The following is a 19,887-nucleotide window of genomic DNA, read 5'->3' on the forward strand; positions in this document are numbered from 1 at the left end:
CTTCGGCGGTCAGCTGCTCGTCGGCCACGGGGAGATCATGCCGCGCCAGCGGCCACCTCACGCCCGCGGATGTCGGCGGGGTGGATGCGGCGCCGGAAGGTGGCGCTCATGCGGGGCCCGGCGTGGGCCACCTTGGGGACGCAGTGCTGCCACGTGTGCTGGCAGGTGCCGCCCATGACGAGGAGGTCGCCCGAGTGGAGCTCGAAGGCCCGCGAGGCGCCGCCCCCGACCGGGCGGAGCAGGAACCGGCGGGGTGAGCCGAGCGACAGCACGGCGACGACGGTGGCCGGACGGTCCCGCTCGTAGCGATCGCCGTGCCAGGCCACCGAGTCGCGCCCGTCGCGGTAGAGGTTGAGCCCGATGGCGTCGAAGCCGCGCTGGTAGCGGCCGTCGAGGGCGGGGAGCAGCGTCCGGAGGAGGGGAGCGGGGGCGGACTCGAGACGGCGGTCGGGCTGCTCCTCGTCGCCCCACCAGGCCGTGAGCCGGGGCTCGACGACCAGGTCGCCGTACATCGCCACCTCGCGCTGACGCCAGCGGACGGTGTCGGCCAGCTCGGTGAACAGGTCGTCGGCCCCGCCCAGCCAGGCCGGGACGTGGTCGACCCACGCCCCCGCACCGAGGTCGATGCGCTCGGCGGTGGCGAAGGTCGGATCCGGGGTGGGCGCGCCACCGGCCAGGAGGGAGGGTTGGAACACGAGCTCCGGGGGCATGCCAGAAGCGTACACGTGTTCGTATCGGTTGCCCAGAGATCGAAGGGAGGCCCGGTCGTGCTCCTCACCTACCATCGCCGCCATGGCCAAGCCCCCCGTCCTCACGCCCCAGGCCGACGACTTCCCCCGCTGGTACCAGGACGTGGTGGCCAAGGCCGAGCTGGCCGACAACGGGCCGGCCCGGGGCACGCAGATCATCCGGCCCTACGGCTTCGCCATCTGGGAGCGGATGGTGGCCGAGGTCGACGCCCGCATCAAGGCGGCCGGGGCCGAGAACGCCTCGTTCCCCCTGTTCATCCCCCAGAGCTACCTGACCCGCGAGGCGGAGCACGTCGAGGGCTTCGCCCCCGAGCTGGCCGTGGTGACCCACGGCGGGGGCAAGGAGCTGGAGGAGCCCCTGGTGGTGCGGCCCACCTCGGAGACGGTGATCGGGGAGTACATGGCCCGCTGGGTCAACTCCTACCGGGACCTGCCCATGCTGCTGAACCAGTGGGCCAACGTGGTGCGCTGGGAGCTGCGGCCCCGGCTGTTCCTGCGCTCCACCGAGTTCCTGTGGCAGGAGGGCCACACCGCCCACGTCGACGAGGCCGACGCCCGGGCCTACGCCCACCGCATCCTGCGCGACGTGTACGAGGACTTCATGGTGAACGTGTTGGCCATCCCGGTGCTGGTGGGGCGCAAGACGCCCGACGAGCGCTTCCCGGGGGCCACCAACACCATGACCACCGAGGCCATGATGGGCGACGGCAAGGCCCTGCAGATGGGCACCAGCCACGAGCTGGGCCAGAACTTCGCCCGGGCCTTCGACATCGTCTTCCAGGACGCCGAGGCCACCCAGCAGCACGCCTGGACCACGTCGTGGGGCGTGTCGACCCGGATGATGGGGGGCCTCATCATGGGCCACGGCGACGACGCTGGGCTCCGCCTGCCCCCCCGCATCGCCCCCACCCAGGTGGTGGTCCTCGTCGTCCGCGACGGCGACGGGGTGGGGGAGCGGGCCCGCCTCGTCGCCGAGGCCCTGCGCACGGCCGGGGCCCGGGTCACCGTGGACGACCGCACCGAGGTGGGCTTCGGGCGGCGGGCCACGGCCTGGGAGCTCAAGGGCGTGCCGGTGCGCATCGAGCTCGGTCCCCGGGACCTGGAGAACGAGGAGGCCACCGTGGTCCGCCGGGACGTGGGGGAGAAGGCCACGGTCGGCCTGTCCGGCCTCACCGACCACGTCACCGACCTGCTGGAGCGGATCCAGGCCGACATGCTGGCCGTGGCCCGGGCCCGCCGCGATGACCGCACCGTGGACGTGGCCTCGGTCCCCGAGGCGGTGGAGGCGGCCGGCACCGGCTTCGCCCGCCTGCGCTGGGGCCTGGTCGACCCCGACGCCCTCACCGCCCTGAAGGCCGAGGGCATCACCGTGCGCTGCCTCCAGGCGCCCGACGGCGACGTGGCCGCCACCGACGACGACCCCGACAGCGTGGCCACCGTCGCCCGCTCCTACTGAGCGGGCGACGGCGGCCGCCGGGCCAGGTCAGACCCGGTTGGCGTACTCCGTAGAGGTGCGGAGGTCGCGCACCAGGTCGGTGCGGGGCGTGCCGGAGGTGAGGGCCGTGGTGGCGGCCGTCCGCTCGGTGGAGGTCGGGGTGCGGGCCAGCAGCGACAGGTAGAGCGCGTCGATGGTGACGGCCACCTCGGTGTCGTGCACGTACTCCGATGACCGGGAGACGGCCAGGGCCACCGACCCCCGCGACCGACCGCCGTTCAGCTCCGAGATCCAGAAGTTCCGGCCCGCGGTGTCGGGGGCCCGGCCCAGGATGTTCTGGTAGATGGCGTCCACGAACTGCCCGTTGGTCAGCCCGTCGTAGAGGCCGTGGAACTCGCTGGAGTTGGAGAAGCTGCTGGCCATGGTCTCCAGGCTGGTGCCCGAGGCCAGGCGGCCGTACCAGTAGTCGTAGCCCGGCAGGTCGGCGGCCCGGCCCAGCAGGGCCCGGTAGGCCCGGAGCACCTCGGGCCCCCGGTCCTGGAACTCCTCGGTGTTGAGGAACGTGCGGATCAGGCCGTCGCCGTCGAGCTGGCCGCTGATGATGTCGGCCGCCCACTTGTTGCGGGAAGCGGTCGACGGCGTGCGGCGCAGGACGTCCTCGTACTGCTGGGCCACGAAGTCGCGGGCGTTGTCGTAGGCGCTGCCCGAGGTGAACGGGCCTATGCCAGCCCCCAGGGGAGAGTCCGTGGGCACCGCGACGCCCATGGCGGCCACCGTCACCCGGCCGCTCGGGGCCACGCTGAAGGTCTTGGCGTTGCGGTTGTAGTCCAGGCGCTGGAAGAAGAGCTTCCGGCCGCAGAGCTGCCCGGTGGGGCAGGGAAGTTCTTCGTCGGCCCACGGCGAGACCGCGGCCCACACCGTCCCCCCGCCATCCACGAACACCGAGCCGTGGCCGGGGTTGACCCAGCTGCCGCCGCTGGTGCCCGCCATCATGGGGGCGGGCGCCTTGGCGAAGGCTCCGGGGAACGAGTCCCGGGAGGTGATGTTCATCTGGTACTCGTAGCTGGGCCCGGTGACGTGGTTCACCCACCCGGTGGCGTAGTGCAGGAAGTACCGGCCGTCGTAGTAGAAGAGGCCCTGGCCCTCGATGATGTTCTTGTCGGCGTCGAGGTTCTCCCAGGAGTTCTGGGGGTTCCAGGCCGAGTCGAGGAGGACGGTGGCCGTCGAGTTGTCGGCCACCCGGCGCAGCGAGGCGGCGTCCAGCTCCTGGGCCATCAGCTGGTTGTCGTTGCCGCTGTCGTTCGGGTCCCAGGGCGTGAAGGTGTCGTGGTGGCGGGTCCAGGTGAGCCACACCTTGCCGGTCTTCGGGTCCTCGAACAGGGAGGGGTCGATGTAGGTGTAGTTGGGGGAGTCCACGGTCGGGCCGGTGCCCCAGGTCCACGGGCCGGTGGGGCTCGGGGCGGTGCCGATGAAGATGGCGCCCCGGTGGTGGCCGGCTCCCTGGACGTGCTGGCCGGCGGTGGCGACCACCCACCGGGTGCCGATCTTGGTGACCTCGACGCCCCACCCGGTGACGTCCTGGTTGTCGTCATGGTTGGGCAGGTGGTCATCGTTGGTCGGGTAGGACTGGGCCACGGAGTGACCCCCCGCAGCCTTGCTGCAGGGCTTGTCGTCGATGCGCGTCCAGTTCTGGCCGTTGGCCGACTGGAAGAAGTTGCACTCGCCCGCCAGGGCGTCGCCCGAGGCGTAGAAGGTGCCGTCGACCAGGACGACCTTGGCGTCGCCCAGGCCGAGCACCGTGTCCCACGGGCCCCGGGCCGGGTTGGTCCGGGTCGAGGTGATGAACGAGGCCGTGCCGGCGCAGTCGACCACGGTGGAGCCCTGGGGCCTCCCGCAGGGGCGGTAGTAGTAGCGGGTGTTGGCGGTCAGGCCGGTCACGGCCTGATCGAAGGGGGCGCCGGTGCCGACGGTGAGGCCCGAGGAGGTCTGCACGGCGGTCGAGGTGGTCGAGCCGGCCGGGAACGAGGCGCTGGTCGAGTACTGGAAGAAGTGCTCCATGGTGCTGGCCTTGGCCACCCCCCAGCCTTCCAAGGTGACCGTGCTGCCGCCCACCGCGGTGGGCGCCAGCGGGAAGCCGTCGCAGGCCGCCACGCTCCCCACCAGGGCACAGGAGATGAGGACGGCCGCGACGCGCCGCCAGGTTCTTGAGTTGTCCGCCATGCGGGCAACATCACACGGATCGGCCGAGGTGTCCAACAGCCGTGAGTGGTCCCCGCCGGTTCGGTCATCGGCCCGGCCGCCCGGAGCCCGCGCCGCTATGCTGGCGGGCCTCACCCTCCGGGGTGGGACGCTGACAGGCGTGGGCTCCGGCCCACGCCTTTCTACTGAGGGCCCACAGGTCCCCGAGGCGAGCGACGAGGAGGTACACCCGAGATGACGACGACCGAGCGCGTGCAGGCGCTGGCCGAGCCGGTGTGCGCCGCCGAGGGCGTGGAGCTGGTCGACGTCGAGATGGACGCCGGGGTGCTGCGCGTCACCGTCGACCGCGACGGCGGCCTCGACCTGGACGTCATCTCCACGCTCACCCGCCGCCTGTCCCGCCTCCTCGACGACGAGGACCCGGTCCCCGGCCGCTACACCCTGGAGGTCTCCAGCCCCGGGCTGGAGCGCCGGCTGCGGACCCCGGCCCACTTCCGCCGGGCGGTGGGCGAGCAGGTCTCCCTGCGCACCGCCCCCGGCACCGAGGCCGGGCGCCGCCTCCGCGGGGCCCTGGTGGCCGCCGACGACGACGGGGTCACCGTCCGGGTCGGCGAGGGCGACGACGCCCCCACCCACACCATCCGCCACGACCAGATCGAGCGGGCCCGCACCGTGTTCGAGTGGGGCCCGGCCCCCCGACCGGGCGGCCCCAAGCCCCCGACCCCCCCATCCGCGAGGAAGAAGGCGACGAAGCCATGAGCCGCAAGCTGGACATGATGGAAGCCCTCCAGGCCCTGGCCGCCGACCGGGGCATCTCCTCGGAGACCCTGATGGGGGCCCTGGCCGACGCCATGGAGTCGGCCTACAGCCGCATGCCCGGGGCCAAGGACTACGCCTGGGTGACCATCGACCCCGACACCTTCGACATCCGGGTCTGGTCGCAGGACCTGGACGAGGACGGCGAGCCCTTCGGCGACGTCAGCGACGTCACCCCGCCCGACTTCGGCCGCATCGCGGCTCAGACCGCCCGCCAGGTCATGAACCAGCGCCTCCGCGAGGTCGACCGGGAGATGAAGTACGAGGAGTACTCCGGGCGCGAGGGCGACATCGTCACCGGCATCATCCAGCAGGGCGACTCCCGCTACACGCTGCTGGAGCTGAACCGGGGCGTCGAGGCCCTGCTGCCCCAGGCCGAGCAGGTGCCCCACGAGCGGCCCCAGGCCAACAGCCGCCTGAAGGCCTACATCGTCGAGGTGCGCAAGACGGCCAAGGGTCCCCAGATCGTGGTCAGCCGCACCCACCCGGGTCTCATCAAGCGCCTGTTCGAGATGGAGGTGCCCGAGATCGCCGAGGGCATCGTCGAGATCAAGGCCTGCGCCCGCGAGCCCGGGCACCGCACCAAGATCGCGGTGTGGTCCAACGACGGCAACGTCGACCCCGTCGGGGCCTGCGTCGGCGCCCGGGGGGCCCGGGTCCGCATGGTCGTCAACGAGCTCAACGGCGAGAAGATCGACATCGTCCCCTTCACCGAGGTGCCCCAGGACCTGGTGGCCAAGGCCCTGGCCCCGGCCAAGGTCAAGGAGGTCCGGCTCGACTACGACACCGGCACCGCCACCGTGATCGTGCCCGATTTCCAGCTCTCCCTGGCCATCGGCAAGGAGGGCCAGAACGCCCGCCTGGCCGCCCGCCTCTCGGGTTGGCGGGTCGACATCAAGAGCGAGACCCAGCTGGCCGAGGACGAGGCCTACGCGGCCCAGGACTGGGCCGAGGGCGAGTGGGTCACCGACCCCGCCTCCGGCGAGCAGGTGTGGCAGCCGGCCGACGGCAGCGCCGCCCTCTCGGCCGAGGCGTGGGCCGAGGCCACCGTCCAGAACGAGGCCGCGGCGGCGGCCGGCGAGGGTGATGCCCCGCCGAAGGGGGAGGCGGCCGGGCCGGTGGTCGACGAGTCGGCCGCGGCCGACGCCAGCGCCGTGCTCGACGAGAGCGCGGTGACCGACGAGGCGGCGGCCGCCGACGACGTGGATGCGGCCGAGGCCGAGATCGCCCCCCCGGCCGCCGCCGACGAGCCGGTGGCACCGCGTGACGGCGCCGGGGCCGAGGGCGACGCCGAGCCGGTGGCGGCCAGCGGCGCGGAGGCCGCCAGCGACGAGGAGGGCTAGGCCGGTGCCCGCCGCCGAGGGGGCCCTACCCGGGCCCCGGCGCACCTGCGTGGGGTGCCGGCGCCGGGCCCACCCCGACGCGCTGGTGCGGGTGGTGCGCACCGCCGAGGGCGACCTGGCCGTGGGCCGCTCCCGGCCGGGCCGGGGGGCCTGGATCTGCCCCGACCCGGCCTGCGCGGCCCTGGCCGGCAAGCGGCGGGCCTGGCCCCGGGCCCTGCGGGGCCCGGTGGAGCCGGAGGCGGTCGACACCCTCACCGCCGCCCTGGCCGGCGACGACGGGGAGGAAGCCGGGCGCTGACCCGGCACACTGGACGGCCGCACCCATCCCCCCCCGGGGGGGGTGAGCGGCGTGCGCTCAGACACGAGCGTCCCGGCCGGCGACCACTTCGCTGCCCGTGGCCTGGGTGCGCGAGGATGGAAGGCCCGTGCACGCGCACGGCTGATGACCCCGAAGGGCTAGGCAACCGACCTTGGCAGGAAAGATCCGCGTCCACGAGCTCGCGAAGGAAATGGGCCTCACCAACAAGGAAGCCCTCGACCTCTGCGTGGATCTCGGTATCGGCGTCAAGACCCATTCCTCCGGTGTGGAGGAGGCGCAGGCCGACAGGGTGCGTCGCAAGGCCCGTCGCGAGGGCCTCGTGCGCGACGAGCAGCCCGAGGAGCCCAAGGAGCCCAAGAAGGCGCCGCCGGCCCAGGCTGCGCCGGCCGAGGCCGCGCCGGCGTCCGAAGGGACGGCCGATGCCCCGGCCGCGCCCGCTGCCCCCGCGCCCGCTGCGCCCCCGCCGGCTCCCCCGGCCGAGATGCCGGCGCCCGAGGCTCCGGCCGCGCCGGCGGCTGAGGCCCCGGCCCCGGCGCCCCCCGCGGCTCCGGCCCCCGCCCCCGAGGCTCCGGCCGCGGCCGCTCCGCCGGCCCCGGCGCCCGAGGCCGCCCCTCCGGCCCCGGCCACCCCGCCCGATCCGCGGCGGGTGGTGACCTCCAGTGGTTCGGGACGCCCGCCCCGCCCCGCCCCGGCGCCCGAGGCCCCCGCGGCCCGGCGCGCCCCCGCCCCGCCGCCCGGCCCGGCCCGGCCGGCCGCTACCGCCGGTCCCGGTGGCCCGGTCGGTGGCCCCGCCGGTCCGGCCGGTGGCCCCGCCGGCCCCGGCAGCGCGCCGCCCGCCGGTGCTCGCCGTCCCCCCACCCCGCCGCGCCCCTCGCCCGGCATGGCGCCCCGGGGCGAGTCCGGCAAGCCCATCCCGCCGCCCCCGGGCCCGCCCCGGGGCATGTCCGGCCGGCCCATCCCGCCGCCGCCCGGCCTCGGGGGCCGGGGCCCGTCCCCGACCCGCGCCGGCGGCCCCGCTCGCCCCGGTGCCCGCCCCAGCGGCGGGCCCAGCCGCGCCCCCGGCGCCCGTCCCGGTGGGCCCATGGGCGCGCCGCCGCCCCCCGGTGGGGGCCCCGGCGGTGGCGGTCCCGGCCGCCCCGGCGGCCCGGCCGGCCGCCGTCCCCCGCGCCGCAAGGGGCGCCGTCGCCGCAACCGCGAAGAGCTGCGGCCCATGGACATGCCGGAGTACACCCCGGCCGAGGCCCCCGTCCCCGACGGGGAGATCGTCATCGAGCGGGGCTCCACCCCGCAGGACCTGGGCCCCCGGCTGAACCGCACCCCGGCCGACGTGGTCCGGTTCCTCATGCAGCAGGGCGAGATGGTCACGGCCACCCAGTCCCTGACCGACGACATGATCGAGCTGTTCGCGGTCGATGTCGGGGCCCAGGTGCGCCTGGCCGACCCCGGCGAGGAGCAGGAGGTCGAGCTCCAGAAGCGCCTGAACGTGGCCGCCCTGATCGACGAGGACGACGAGGACGGCGCGGCCGAGCGTCCGCCGGTGATCACCGTCATGGGCCACGTCGACCACGGCAAGACCAAGCTGCTCGACCAGATCCGCAACGCCAACGTGGTGGCCGGCGAGGCCGGCGGCATCACCCAGCACATCGGCGCCTACCAGGTCACCAAGGACGGGCGTCGCATCACCTTCATCGACACGCCGGGCCACGAGGCCTTCAGCGCCATGCGGGCCCGGGGCGCCGATGCCACCGACGTGGTGGTGCTGGTGGTGGCGGCCGACGACGGCGTCATGCCCCAGACCCTGGAGGCGCTGGACCACGCCAAGGCCGCCGATGTGCCCATCGTGGTGGCCATCAACAAGATCGACCGCGAGAGCGCCGATCCCCAGCGGGTCATGAGCCAGCTGGCCGAGCGGGACCTGGTCCCCGAGGCGTGGGGCGGCGACACCATCATGGTCGAGGTCTCGGCCCTGCAGAACCTGGGCATCGACGACCTCCTGGAGCAGCTCCTGGTGGTGGCCGACGTCGAGGAGCTCACCGCCACCGCCGACGGGCGGGCCATGGGGGTGGTGCTGGAGTCCCACCTGGACGTGGGCCGGGGCCCGGTGGCCTCGCTCCTGGTCCAGCGGGGCACCCTCAAGGTCGGCGACCCGCTGGTGGCCGGAGCGGCCTGGGGCCGGGTCCGAGCCCTGATCGACGACACCGGCAAGCCCATCAAGGAGGCCGGCCCGTCCACCCCCGTGGAGGTGCTGGGCCTCTCCGACGTGGCCCGCGCCGGCGACGACTTCGTGGTCGCCCCGGACGACAAGACGGCCCGGGCCGTGGCCGACCAGCGCGAGCACTACCAGCGGGTGGCCTCCATCTCCGGCACCGCCGCGGTGGCCACCGGGGGCATGAAGCTGGAGGACATCTTCAGCCAGATCCAGGCCGGCGAGGCCGCCACCCTCAACCTCGTCGTCAAGGCCGACGTGAACGGCTCGCTGGAGGCGGTGACCGAGAGCCTCAAGAAGCTGGAGCGCGACGAGGTCAAGCTGGCCTTCGCCCGCCGGGGCGTGGGCGGCGTCACCAAGGACGACATCCAGCTGGCCCTGGCCACCAACGCCACCATCATCGGCTTCAACGTCCGGCCCGACCGCCTGGCCCGCGAGATGGCGGCCCAGGAGGGCGTGGAGATCCGCAGCTACGAGATCATCTACAAGCTCATCGAGGACATCGAGAGCGCGATGGTCGGCATGCTGACGCCCGAGACCGAGGAGGTCGTCACCGGCGAGGCCGAGGTCCGGGAGATCTTCCGGGTCCCCCGCATCGGGGCCATCGCCGGCTGCTACGTCACCAACGGCACCATCACCCGGGGCTCCAAGGTCCGCTTCCTGCGGGAGGGCACCATCATCTGGAAGGGCGCCATCCAGTCGCTCAAGCGGTTCAAGGACGACGCCCGCGAGGTGGCCGCCGGCTACGAGTGCGGCATCGGCCTGTCGGACTTCCAGGACCTCAAGCAGGGCGACGTCATCGAGACGTTCGAGGAGCGGGAGATCCCCAGGACCTAGACCGACGCCGGGCCCCGGGCGGGCCTAGGGTCGGGACCATGGTCGTCGGGGCGCTCCGGGTCGAGCTGCACGTACCGACGGCGGGGTCGCTCAAGGCCAAGCGGGCCGAGCTGCGCCCCATCCTGGACGGGGTGCGGCACCGGTTCCGGATCTCGGTGGCCGAGGTCGACCACCAGGACACGTGGCAGCGCAGCACCCTGGGCTTCGCGGTGGTGAGCTCCAGCACGGCCCAGGCGGCCACGGTGCTGGACGAGGTGGAACGGTTCGTGTGGTCCCGCCCGGGCATCGAGGTGCTGCGGGCCGACCGGCAGTGGATGGAGGAGGACTGACATGGCCAAGCGGACCAACCCCAAGCGGAACTACCCGCGCATGGCCCGGGTCAACGAGCTGCTGCGTGAGGTGCTGGCCGAGGCCCTGGAGCGGATCGACGACGACCGGCTGGTCGACGTGACCGTCACCAACGTGGCCTGCGAGGCCGACATCGGCTCCGCCGTGGTCCACTTCGACGTGCTGGCCGGGGCCGAGGCCGACCCCGAGGTGCTGGAGGCCTTCGAAGAGCTGCGCCCCCGGCTCCAGGCCGCCATCAACCGGGAGACCCGCCTGAAGCAGACCCCGAAGCTGACCTTCGCCGCCGACCCGGTGATCCGCTCGGCCGAGCGGATCGACGCCGTGCTCCGCGGCCTGCGGTCCCACGACCCGGGCGAGGCGGCCGGCTCCGACCCCGCATGAGCGGGGGGCTGCCCCCGGGGCCGGACGGCGTGGCCGTGGTGGACAAGCCCGCCGGCTGGACCAGCCACGACGCCGTGGCCCGGGCCCGCCGGCTGCTGGGCACCCGCAAGGTCGGCCACTCCGGCACCCTCGACCCCGACGCCACCGGCGTCCTGGTCCTGGGGGTGGGCAAGGCCACCCGGCTCCTGCGCTACCTGCTGCCCCTGGGCAAGGCCTACGAGGCCGAGATCGTCCTCGGTGTCGAGACCACCACCCTGGACGCCGCCGGCGAGGTGACGGCCCGCCACGACATGGGCGGCGTCACCGTGGACGACGCCCGCCGGGTGGCGGCCGGGCAGCTCACCGGCCCCATCCTCCAGGTCCCGCCCATGGTCTCGGCCCTCAAGGTCGACGGCCGGCGCCTCCACGAACTGGCCCGGCAGGGCATCGAGGTGGAGCGCGAGGCCCGCCCGGTCACCGTCCACGCCTTCGCCCTGGACGAGGTGCCGGGCGAGCCGGGGGTGCTGCGGGCCACCGTCGAGTGCTCCTCGGGCACCTACGTCCGGACCCTGGCCGCCGACCTGGGCCGGGCCCTGGGGGGCGGGGCCCACCTCCGGGCCCTCCGGCGCACCGCGGTGGGGACCTTCACCCTGGACGCGGCCGTGGCCCTCGACGACCTGGAACCGGGCCACCTCCGCCCCCCGGCCGCGGCCGTGGCCCACCTGCCGGCCGTCACCGTGGAGGGCCACGTGGCCGTGGCCGTGGGCCACGGCAAGGTCCTCGACCGCCCCACCGTGGGCCTGCCGGCCGAGGGCGACGGGCCGTGGGCCGTGCTCGACCCGGCCGGGGCCCTGGTCGCCGTGTACGTCGCCCACCGCGACGACACGGTGAAGCCCGAGCTGGTCATCCCGGCCTGAGCCGGCCCACCGACCAGACCGGCCGCCCCCCGGAAAGAGGAGGGCCGAGGCGGTGGGGTCCTGCCACCATGCCGGGGTGACCTCGCCGTTGCCCCCGCCGCCCGAGCCCGCCCCCCCGCCGCCCAGCGCGGCCAGCACCGTCCGGCGCGCCCCGGGGCGGGCCCGCTACGACGAGGCCGCGGTGCACGCCGTGCTCGACGCGGGGTGGATCGCCCACGTGGGCCTGGCCGTCGACGGGGAGCCGGTGGTGGTCCCCATGGTCTACGCCCGGGACGGCGACCGCCTCCTGCTCCACGGGTCGGTGGCCTCACGGCTCCTGCGGGGCCTGGACGCCGGCCTGCCGGTCAGCGTGGCCGTGACCCACGTCGACGGGCTGGTCCTGGCCCGCTCGGCCTTCCACCACTCGGTCAACTACCGCAGCGTGGTGGTGCGGGGCCGGGCCACCCGCATCACCGACCCCGAGGCCCTGGCCGCCGGCTTCGCCCGCCTGGTCGACCAGGTGGCGCCGGGCCGCTCCGCCCTGGTGCGGGCCCCCGACCGGGCCGAGACCCGCCAGACCGCCCTGGTGGAGGTGCCGCTGGCCGACGCTGCGGTCAAGGCCCGCACCGGCGGGCCCATCGACGACGAGGGCGACCTGGGCTGGCCGGTGTGGGCCGGGGTGGTGCCGGTGGCCCTGGTGGCCGGGGCCCCGCGCCCCGCCCCCGACCTCCCGGCCGGCGACCTGCGGCCCCCGGCGGCCGTGGTGCTGCCCTGAGCCGCCGCCTCAGCCGTCGAGCGCGTCGGCCAGGGCCGCGGCCAGGGCCCGGTGGCCGGCCGCGTTGGGGTGGAAGGACATGGAGGCCACGTCCAGGCCGGAGGTGATGTGCAGGCCGTTGACGTACGGGTCGGTGTCACACACCGAGTGCCCGGCCACCCGGCCGGTGGGGTCGACGTAGAGGGCCCCCGCCCCCTCGGCTGCGTCCTGGAGGGCCCGGTTCAGGGCCGTCACCAGGGCTCGGGACCGGCCCACGGAAGCGGGGGCGAAGCGCCACCGGCCGCCGAAGGCGTCGCTCCCGTCCGCGAAGCGCAGGGGCCCGGAGCAGTCGCGGCCGGTGGCCGGGAGCAGCTGCGGGTAGCCGACCACGGCCACCGTGGCCCCCCGGGCGGCGGCCCGGACGTCGCTCACCAGCCGGGGCAGGGTGCAGGGGCCGCCCCCGCAGGGCGACTCGCCGTCGTCCTCGTCGCCCGGGCCCGGGGCGCCACCCGCCTCCCGGGCCAGCGCCTCGACGGTGGCCATGGCCTCGTCGATGGCCCCCTCGCAGTTGGCGGCGCCGTACTCGAGGTTGACCTGGACGCCCGCCACCCGGACGTCCAGGCAGGCCGAGATCAGGGACACGAACCCGATGTCGTTGCCGCCGACGGTCAGGGTGACCAAGTCGGGCGGCGGCCCGGAGGCCAGCGCCCCGAGCTGGCCCGTCTCTCCGTCCCCACCGTCCGGGGGCACCGCCGGGTACATGGACCAGACGGTGGCGCCCCCGCAGGCCACCAGGTCGAGCGACCCGGGCACGGCCGCGCTGGTGGCCCGGGCCACCTCGGGGTACGAGGCGAAGGACCGGCCGCAGCCGTCGGGCCGGGCCGAGCCGGGCGGGGCCCCGGGCCCGGGGGGCGGGCCGATCCCGGCGTGGAAGGGGGCCACGCCCTCGCCGGCCACGTAGGAGTCGCCCAAAGCCACGTAGCGCCCGGGGCGGGGCGGGGGGACCAGGCCCTGGGCCCGGGCGTAGAGCTCACCGGTGCCCGCCAGCCGGGCCCACAGCCCGGCCAGGTCGCCGTCGCGCTGCAGGCGCGGCCCCTCGACCCGCAGCTCGGCGGGGGCCACCGGGCGGTCGAGCAGGTGCCGGTAGGCCGCGGCCACCACGGTCCGGGCCGGCTCGGGCAGCCGGGCCAGGGCGCGGGTGACGGCCCAACGTGGTGCGCCACCGGCCAGGCGGGCCATCCAGTAGGACCGGCCCCCGGGGTCGGCGGGCCGGTGCAGGACGGCCTCGTACACCCCGTCGACGAAGCCGGCCGGGGTGGCGCCGGCCGCGACCCAGAGCTCGTCGGAGGCGGCCAGCTCGGCCAGCAGCAGGTCGTGGCGGGCCCGGGCCTGCAGGCGGGCGGTCCAGAACCGGCGGCCCTCGGGGTCGGCGGCCCGGCCCAGGACGGTGCGGTAGGCGTCGTCGACCACCAGGCCGACGGCCTCGTCGGTGGCGGCCATGCGGCGGACCAGGGTGCCCGGCCCGGTGCCCCGGGCCAGGAGGGCCACCCATGCGGCTCGTCCCGGCGGGTCGGGGCAGCGACCCAGCACGGTGGCGTAGGCCAGGTGGACCACGGCATCGGCGCCGTAGGCCGGTGGCGGGCACGTGTCCCGGGGGGTCGGAGCCGGGGCCTGGGCACCGGCCGCGCCGGTGGGCCCCCAGCCGACCAGGGCCAGGACCAGCCCGGCCACCGCTGCCATGCGTCGCACGTCGCCCCCTCGTCGTCGCCGGCTCCCGCGTCGGCGGGCCCGATGCTACCGCCCCCCATCGGCGGGGCCCGAGGCGGTCGGCGCGGGGTGGGGACCCGGCCGGTGCCCGGGGTAGCGTCGCCGGCCGTGGAGATCCTCCGGGCCGACGGCCCGTGCCCGGCGCCCGAGGTCGGGGCGGCCGTCACCATCGGCGCCTACGACGGCGTTCACCTGGGCCACCGGGCCGTCATCGCCGAGGTGCGGCGCCGGGCCGAGGAGCTGGGCGTGCGCAGCGCGGTGGTCACCTTCGACCGCCACCCGGCCATGGTGGTGCGGCCCGAATCGGCCCCCCGGCTGCTGACCGACCTGGACCAGAAGCTGGAGCTGCTGGCCTCCACCGGGGTCGACGTGGCTCTGGTGGTCCGCTTCGACCAGGAGCGGGCGGCCGAGAGCGCCGAGGACTTCGTCCGCGAGGTGATCGTGGGCTGCCTGGCCGCCCGCACCGTGGTGGTGGGGGAGGACTTCCACTTCGGGCACGGTCGCCGGGGCACCGTGGACCTGCTGCGCCGGGCCGGGGCCGAGGCCGGCTTCACCGTCGAGGGCCTGGGCCTGCGCTCGGCCTCCGACGTGGGGGCCGAGGCCGCCGCCATCTGGGCCGACGCCACCGCGGCGGCGGGGGGCGACGCCCCCGAGGAGAAGGTCTCCTCCACCGCCATCCGGGCCGCCCTGGTGGCCGGGGCCATCGACCGGGCCATCGCCCTCCTGGGCCGGCCCCACGAGGTGCGGGGCCTGGTCTCGCCGGGGGACCGGCGGGGGCGGGAGCTGGGCTTCCCCACCGCCAACGTGGCCGTGCCCGGCGACATCCTGCTGCCCGCCGACGGCATCTACGCCGGGTGGCTGGTCCGGGCCGACGGCACCGTCCTGCCCACCGCCATCAACCTGGGCCGGCGGCCCACGTTCTACGAGCAGGCCCACGCCTCCCTGCTGGAGGCCCACGTCCTCGACTTCGACGGCGACCTGTACGGCGAGCGGGTGGCCGTCCGGTTCGTGGCCCGCCTCCACGGCGAGGTGACGTACCCCTCCGTCGAGGCCCTGATCGCCGGCATCGCCGCGGACTGCGACGAGGTCCGGGGCATCCTCGGGACCTGACCCCCGCCGACCTGGGCACGGACGTGCCCGATGTCCCGGCACTCCTGTGCCGGGTTGGGGGGGTGGGGGTGGTCGGGAACGGGACGACCGGCTGCCATGCTGGTCCCCATGTCCGCTGCTCCCCGGCCCCGGGGTGCCGGGAGGCGCCCGCCTCCGTCGGGGTCCGGCATCACCCGGGTCGAGACGGAGCCGGACACCGCGCCGGTCATCGGCCCGGCCGAGCGGCCCGAGCAGATCCGCGCCCGCCGCCTGCCCCGGCTGGCCCGCCACACCGTCACCCTGGCCGACGGGCACGAGGTGGGCGTGGCCGTCTGCGGCCGGGGCGTGCCCCTGGTGCTGGTCCACGGCTTCAGCGCCGAGGGGATGCTCTACGCCCAGACCCTGTCCCGCCTGGTGGGGACCGGGTTCCGGGTGGTGGCCATCGACACCGCCGGCCACGGCGGCACCCTGGGCCTCCCCACCGGCGGGGCCAGCATGGAGTCCTACGCCCGCCTCCTGGGCCAGGTCCTGGAGGAGCTGGGCATCCGCCGGGCCGTCCTGGCCGGGCACTCCATGGGGGGCCGGCTCGTGGTCGAGCTGGCGGCCCAGGAGCCGGACCGGGCCATCGCCGTGGTCCTCCTGGACGCCATCGTGGGGGCCACCTGGGACCGCATGGTGAACCTGTTCCGGGTGGCCCCGCCCCTGCTGGCCGGGGTGGCCGGGGCCCTGGTCCTCGACAGCGCCACCACCCTGCCCCTGCTGCGGGACCCGGCCCAGGCCCGCAAGCTGGGCCGGCTGGTGGCCCCGGTGCTGGTCGGCCACGCCCGGCGCCCGTGGCGGATGCTGGGCCCCGCGGTGTCGATCCTGCGGTCCCGGGGCTCGGGGTGGATGCTCGACCGCATCGCCGAGGAGGGCATCCCCCTGGTGGTGATCCACGGCGAGCGGGACGTGGCCGTGCCCCTGGCCACCGCCCGCAGCGCCGCCGAGCGGGGCCGGGGCACCCTGGTGACGGTGGAGAAGGCCCGGCACTCGTGGCTGCTGCGCGACCCCCGCACCCTGCCGGCCATCTTCGACACGCTGCTGGCCAGCCGGGTGGGCGAGGCGGTCATGGCCCGGGTGGCTAACGACCTGGGCCTGTCCAGCCCCGGCTACCTCGACCAGGCCACCCTCGACGACCTGGACCGCACCTACCTGGAGCCGGGTGCCCCGGTGCTGGGCCTGTCGCCCCCCGACGAGGCGCTCGACCCCCTGCCCCGCCTGGGCCGGCCCCGCTACCGGTGGCGCGTGGAGGAGTGGGTGCCCGACGAAGTGGGGGCTCCGGGGGCGGCGCTGCTAGCGTGACCTCCGGTCCGGCGCGCTCCGTGCGCCCGGGCGACCGCCCTCCGACACGTACCGGCTGCTCCGGCAGTACACGGTCGGCAGAGCCGGGTCAGACACCCACCCTCGGGCCGCTCCGCGGCCCGCAACCCCAGAGAGACACTGCATGTCCGAGATCACTGACCGCGCCAAGCCCGGCGTCATCGGGGAGCACCGCCTCCACGACACCGACACCGGATCCCCTGAGGTGCAGATCGCGCTGCTCAGCCAGCGCATCGACCACCTCACCGAGCACCTGAAGGTCCACAAGAAGGACTTCCACAGTCGCCGGGGGCTGCTGATGCTGGTCGGTCGTCGCCGACGCCTGCTCGACTACCTCTCCAAGAACGACGTGGAGCGGTATCGAGCCCTCATCGCCAAGCTCGGCCTGCGCCGCTAGCGAGACCCCGACGAGCAGCCTCCGGGCTGCTCGTCTGCTCTTTTCCAGACACACCAACCAACACCGTGCCCCACGGGGACGGATCAGTTGCCGGTCGCCCTCGTCCCGGCCTGCCGCAGGAGCGGCGGACGTCGGGGGGACGCCGACTGGGAGCTGACCCGCCCGGGGGCACCGACCGGGACCGCAGGCGCGGTCCCAGAGGAGATACCCCATGGCTGAAGCCATCACCGTGTCGGCGCCCGTCTCGGGCACCGACAAGATCATCGAGCTGTCCACCGGCGTGCTCGCCCCGCAGTCCCAGGGTGCCGTCGTCGTGGGCCTGGGCAACACCCAGGCCCTGGTGACCGCCAACGGCGCCACGTTCACCCGGGAAGGCATCGACTTCTTCCCGCTGACCGTGGACGTCGAGGAGAAGATGTACGCCGCCGGCAAGATCCCCGGCTCGTTCTTCCGCCGGGAGGGCCGCCCCGCGGATGAGGCCGTGCTCACCTGCCGGCTCATCGACCGCCCGTTGCGGCCCAGCTTCGCCGACGGCTACCGCAACGAGACCCAGGTGGTGGCCACCATCATCGCCGCCGACCAGGTCAACCCCCACGACGTCCTGGCCATCAACGGGGCCTCGGCCTCGCTGATGCTGTCGGGCCTGCCCTTCGACGGGCCGCTGGGCGCCGTGCGCCTGGCCTACTCCACCGACGGCGAGTGGATCCCCCACCCGACCTTCGAGGAGATCAACGAGGCCACCTTCCAGCTGGTGGTGGCCGGCCGCTCCGTCGGCGACGACGACGTGGCCATCATGATGGTCGAGGGCAACGGCACCGAGAAGGCCTGGAGCTACTACGAGGCCGGCGCCCCCAAGGTCACCGAGGCGGTCATCGCCGACGGGCTGGAGAAGTGCAAGGTCTGGATCGGTGAGTCCATCGCCCTCCAGCGCCAGCTGGTGGCCGAGGCCGGCGTGGGACCGGCCCTGGTGTGGGAGTCGCAGCTCGACTACGACGACGAGGTGGCCGACGCGGTGGCCGCCACCGGCCGGGACGAGGTGGCCCAGGCCAACACCATCGCCGACAAGGCCGAGCGCAACGCGGCCAACGACGCGGCCAAGGCGCGCATCGTGGCCGAGCTGTGCGGCGAGGGCGCCCCCTTCGCCGGCCGTGACAAGCAGGTCAAGAACGCCATCCGGGCCCTGACCAAGAAGGTCATCCGCCAGCGCCTGGTCGAGGACGGCGTCCGCATCGACGGCCGTGGCCCCCGCGACCTCCGGCCGGTGACGGCCCAGGTCGGCGTGCTGCCCACCGCCCACGGCTCCGGCCTGTTCCAGCGGGGCGAGACCCAGGTCCTCAACGCCCTGACCCTGGGCATGCCCCGCATGGACCAGATGCTCGACACCCTCGGGCTGCAGACCAAGAAGCGCTACATGCACCACTACAACATGCCGCCCTACTCCAACGGGGAGACGGGCCGCATCGGCGGCACCAAGCGCCGCGAGGTGGGCCACGGCATGCTGGCCGAGCGGGCCCTGCTGCCCGTGGTGCCCTCCCTGGAGGAGTGGCCCTACGCCCTCCGCCTGGTGTCCGAGGTGCTGTCGTCCAACGGCTCCACCTCCATGGGCTCGGTGTGCTCGTCGTCGCTGTCGCTCATGGACGGCGGCGTGCCCATCAAGGCCCCGGTGGCCGGCATCGCCATGGGCCTGGTCAAGGAGGGTGACACCTTCATCACCCTGACCGACATCCTGGGGGCCGAGGACGCCTTCGGCGACATGGACTTCAAGATCGCCGGCCCGGCCGACTTCATCACCGCCCTCCAGCTCGACACCAAGATCGACGGCCTGCCCGCCGACGTGCTGGCCGCGGCCCTGGACCAGGCCCGCGAGGCCCGCCTGGCCATCCTCGAGGTCATGAACGCCACCATCCCCGAGCCCCGCTCGGACGTGGGCGAGACGGCGCCGAAGATGATCAGCTTCGAGATCCCCATCGACAAGATCGGCGAGGTCATCGGGCCCAAGGGCAAGGTCATCAACACCCTCCAGCAGGAGACCGGGGCCGACATCAACGTCGACGACGACGGCATGGTCGGCACGGTCACCATCGGGTCCAAGGACGGCGCCGCCGTCGCCGAGGCCCGCCGCCGGATCGAGCTGATCATGGACCCGCCCGCCGCCGTGGTCGGCCAGAACTACGAGGGCAAGGTGGTCAACATCACCAAGTTCGGCGCCTTCGTCAACATCCTCCCCGGCCGCGACGGCCTGGTCCACATCTCCAAGCTGGGCCAGGGCAAGCGCATCGACCGGGTCGAGGACGTGGTCAGCCTGGGCGACACCATCGAGGTCCGGGTCGACGACATCGACCCGCAGGGCAAGGTCTCGCTCTCGCCGGTCGGCGAGAACGGCGAGGTGGCCGAGCCGACCGGCGGCGGCGACCGGGGCGACCGCCCCGAGCGCGGCCGGGACCGGGACCGGGGCGGCGACCGTGACCGTCCCTCCCGCCCCGAGCGCGCCCCCCGACGCGACGCCGAGCCCGCACCGGTCGCCGGTGCGGTGGCCACGGTGAGCTTCGAGGAGAGCTTCGACGCCGAGCTGCGCGACGAGTTCGGCGACCTCGGTCCTTCCACCACGGGCAACGGCGGCGACCGCAGCCGCCCCGCCGGTGGGACGGGCCGGAGCGGCCCCCGCCGTCCGAGCGGTGGCGCCGACCGCGGTCGCCGCCGCTGATCGTCACCTCCACGCTTCCGAGCGGCCTCCGCATCGTCACCGAGACGATGCCGGAGGCCCGCTCGGTGAGCGCAGGCTTCTGGGTGGGGGTCGGGGCCCGGGACGAGAGCCCGGAGCTGGCCGGCGCCTCCCACTTCCTCGAGCACCTGCTGTTCAAGGGGACCGAGGCCCGTTCGGCCTCGTCGATCAACCGCGCCATCGACGCCACCGGCGGCGACATGAACGCCTTCACGACCGCCGAGTACACGGCCTTCCACGCCCGGCTCCCCGAGGGCCACCTCGACCTCGCCCTCGAGGTGCTGTCCGACG

Annotated in this window: 17 protein-coding genes and 1 pseudogene; 15 read left to right on the plus strand and 3 right to left on the minus strand. The window is 74.9% G+C overall.

The features are described 5' to 3' along the window. Window positions 1-35 precede the first annotated feature (35 nt). Window positions 36-710, minus strand: a complete 675-nt coding sequence (locus VEW93_03835; GenBank protein ID HYI60918.1) for an alpha-ketoglutarate-dependent dioxygenase AlkB — start codon at window positions 708-710, stop codon at window positions 36-38. Window positions 711-792: 82 nt separating this feature from the next. On the opposite strand from VEW93_03835, the gene proS reads away from it, so the two are divergent. Beyond that, on the plus strand, window positions 793-2,205 hold the full coding sequence (gene proS / locus VEW93_03840; GenBank protein HYI60919.1) for a proline--tRNA ligase: 1,413 nt from the start codon (window positions 793-795) through the stop codon (window positions 2,203-2,205). 27 nt (window positions 2,206-2,232) lie between these two features. On the opposite strand, the gene VEW93_03845 is transcribed toward proS, so the two are convergent. Then, a complete protein-coding gene (locus tag VEW93_03845; GenBank protein HYI60920.1) occupies window positions 2,233-4,404 on the minus strand; it encodes a DUF4214 domain-containing protein in 2,172 nt (723 codons plus the stop codon). A 213-nt stretch (window positions 4,405-4,617) separates the two neighbouring features. Between VEW93_03845 and rimP the strand changes: the two genes are divergently transcribed. The 9 genes and pseudogenes from rimP (at window position 4,618) to VEW93_03890 (ending at window position 12,283) form a co-directional block, all read left to right on the plus strand. After that, the gene (gene rimP / locus VEW93_03850) at window positions 4,618-5,142 is read left to right on the plus strand and encodes a ribosome maturation factor RimP (GenBank protein ID HYI60921.1); all 525 of its coding nucleotides are present in this window, start codon (window positions 4,618-4,620) and stop codon (window positions 5,140-5,142) included. Continuing rightward, entirely contained in the window at window positions 5,139-6,542 is a 1,404-nt protein-coding gene (gene nusA, locus VEW93_03855; GenBank protein HYI60922.1) for a transcription termination factor NusA, read from the plus strand. Before rimP ends, nusA begins: the two co-directional genes overlap by 4 nt. A gap of 4 nt (window positions 6,543-6,546) precedes the next feature. Beyond that, a complete protein-coding gene (locus tag VEW93_03860; GenBank protein HYI60923.1) occupies window positions 6,547-6,840 on the plus strand; it encodes a YlxR family protein in 294 nt (97 codons plus the stop codon). A gap of 172 nt (window positions 6,841-7,012) precedes the next feature. Then, window positions 7,013-7,150 (plus strand): annotated as a pseudogene (locus VEW93_03865) (translation initiation factor IF-2 N-terminal domain-containing protein). A gap of 921 nt (window positions 7,151-8,071) precedes the next feature. Further along, on the plus strand, window positions 8,072-9,904 hold the full coding sequence (gene infB / locus VEW93_03870; protein HYI60924.1) for a translation initiation factor IF-2: 1,833 nt from the start codon (window positions 8,072-8,074) through the stop codon (window positions 9,902-9,904). Between the two features lie 38 nt (window positions 9,905-9,942). Then, entirely contained in the window at window positions 9,943-10,233 is a 291-nt protein-coding gene (locus VEW93_03875) for a DUF503 domain-containing protein (protein HYI60925.1), read from the plus strand. Between the two features lies 1 nt (window position 10,234). Further along, window positions 10,235-10,633, plus strand: a complete 399-nt coding sequence (gene rbfA / locus VEW93_03880) for a 30S ribosome-binding factor RbfA (GenBank protein HYI60926.1) — start codon at window positions 10,235-10,237, stop codon at window positions 10,631-10,633. After that, window positions 10,630-11,529 carry a tRNA pseudouridine(55) synthase TruB gene (truB, locus tag VEW93_03885; protein HYI60927.1) on the plus strand — a complete coding sequence of 300 codons (900 nt, stop codon included), beginning with the start codon at window positions 10,630-10,632 and terminating at the stop codon, window positions 11,527-11,529. Before rbfA ends, truB begins: the two co-directional genes overlap by 4 nt. 76 nt (window positions 11,530-11,605) lie before the next feature. Next, window positions 11,606-12,283, plus strand: a complete 678-nt coding sequence (locus VEW93_03890; GenBank protein HYI60928.1) for a pyridoxamine 5'-phosphate oxidase family protein — start codon at window positions 11,606-11,608, stop codon at window positions 12,281-12,283. A gap of 9 nt (window positions 12,284-12,292) precedes the next feature. Here the strand turns inward: VEW93_03890 and VEW93_03895 are convergent, their stop codons facing one another. Further along, on the minus strand, window positions 12,293-14,002 hold the full coding sequence (locus tag VEW93_03895) for a DUF4214 domain-containing protein (GenBank protein HYI60929.1): 1,710 nt from the start codon (window positions 14,000-14,002) through the stop codon (window positions 12,293-12,295). 135 nt (window positions 14,003-14,137) lie between these two features. Between VEW93_03895 and VEW93_03900 the strand changes: the two genes are divergently transcribed. The 5 genes from VEW93_03900 to VEW93_03920 form a co-directional block, all read left to right on the plus strand. Further along, on the plus strand, window positions 14,138-15,139 hold the full coding sequence (locus VEW93_03900) for a bifunctional riboflavin kinase/FAD synthetase (GenBank protein ID HYI60930.1): 1,002 nt from the start codon (window positions 14,138-14,140) through the stop codon (window positions 15,137-15,139). Between the two features lie 108 nt (window positions 15,140-15,247). Continuing rightward, window positions 15,248-16,459 (plus strand): alpha/beta hydrolase, encoded by a 1,212-nt coding sequence (locus VEW93_03905; GenBank protein HYI60931.1) that lies wholly within the window; start codon window positions 15,248-15,250, stop codon window positions 16,457-16,459. A 142-nt stretch (window positions 16,460-16,601) separates the two neighbouring features. Beyond that, a complete protein-coding gene (gene rpsO / locus VEW93_03910; GenBank protein ID HYI60932.1) occupies window positions 16,602-16,874 on the plus strand; it encodes a 30S ribosomal protein S15 in 273 nt (90 codons plus the stop codon). Window positions 16,875-17,085: 211 nt separating this feature from the next. After that, complete coding sequence (locus VEW93_03915; GenBank protein ID HYI60933.1) at window positions 17,086-19,578, plus strand: polyribonucleotide nucleotidyltransferase; 2,493 nt, start codon at window positions 17,086-17,088, stop codon at window positions 19,576-19,578. 65 nt (window positions 19,579-19,643) lie between these two features. After that, window positions 19,644-19,887 (plus strand): insulinase family protein (locus VEW93_03920; protein ID HYI60934.1); only part of this gene is annotated, 244 nt, incomplete at its 3' end.

Source organism: Acidimicrobiales bacterium (genome assembly GCA_035630295.1).
Lineage (GTDB): Bacteria > Actinomycetota > Acidimicrobiia > Acidimicrobiales > Iamiaceae > Iamia.

What these genes read in the sequence shown, in the direction of transcription:
- truB (HYI60927.1), top strand. Translation starts at nt 10,630, where the DNA reads ATGAGCGGGGGGCTGCCCCCGGGGCCGGACGGCGTGGCCGTGGTGGAC.
- VEW93_03875 (HYI60925.1), top strand. Translation starts at nt 9,943, where the DNA reads ATGGTCGTCGGGGCGCTCCGGGTCGAGCTGCACGTACCGACGGCGGGG.
- VEW93_03895 (HYI60929.1), bottom strand. Translation starts at nt 14,002, where the DNA reads ATGGCAGCGGTGGCCGGGCTGGTCCTGGCCCTGGTCGGCTGGGGGCCC.
- nusA (HYI60922.1), top strand. Translation starts at nt 5,139, where the DNA reads ATGAGCCGCAAGCTGGACATGATGGAAGCCCTCCAGGCCCTGGCCGCC.
- VEW93_03845 (HYI60920.1), bottom strand. Translation starts at nt 4,404, where the DNA reads ATGGCGGACAACTCAAGAACCTGGCGGCGCGTCGCGGCCGTCCTCATC.
- infB (HYI60924.1), top strand. Translation starts at nt 8,072, where the DNA reads ATGGACATGCCGGAGTACACCCCGGCCGAGGCCCCCGTCCCCGACGGG.
- VEW93_03915 (HYI60933.1), top strand. Translation starts at nt 17,086, where the DNA reads ATGGCTGAAGCCATCACCGTGTCGGCGCCCGTCTCGGGCACCGACAAG.
- rpsO (HYI60932.1), top strand. Translation starts at nt 16,602, where the DNA reads ATGTCCGAGATCACTGACCGCGCCAAGCCCGGCGTCATCGGGGAGCAC.
- VEW93_03905 (HYI60931.1), top strand. Translation starts at nt 15,248, where the DNA reads ATGTCCGCTGCTCCCCGGCCCCGGGGTGCCGGGAGGCGCCCGCCTCCG.
- rimP (HYI60921.1), top strand. Translation starts at nt 4,618, where the DNA reads ATGACGACGACCGAGCGCGTGCAGGCGCTGGCCGAGCCGGTGTGCGCC.
- proS (HYI60919.1), top strand. Translation starts at nt 793, where the DNA reads ATGGCCAAGCCCCCCGTCCTCACGCCCCAGGCCGACGACTTCCCCCGC.
- VEW93_03835 (HYI60918.1), bottom strand. Translation starts at nt 710, where the DNA reads ATGCCCCCGGAGCTCGTGTTCCAACCCTCCCTCCTGGCCGGTGGCGCG.
- rbfA (HYI60926.1), top strand. Translation starts at nt 10,235, where the DNA reads ATGGCCAAGCGGACCAACCCCAAGCGGAACTACCCGCGCATGGCCCGG.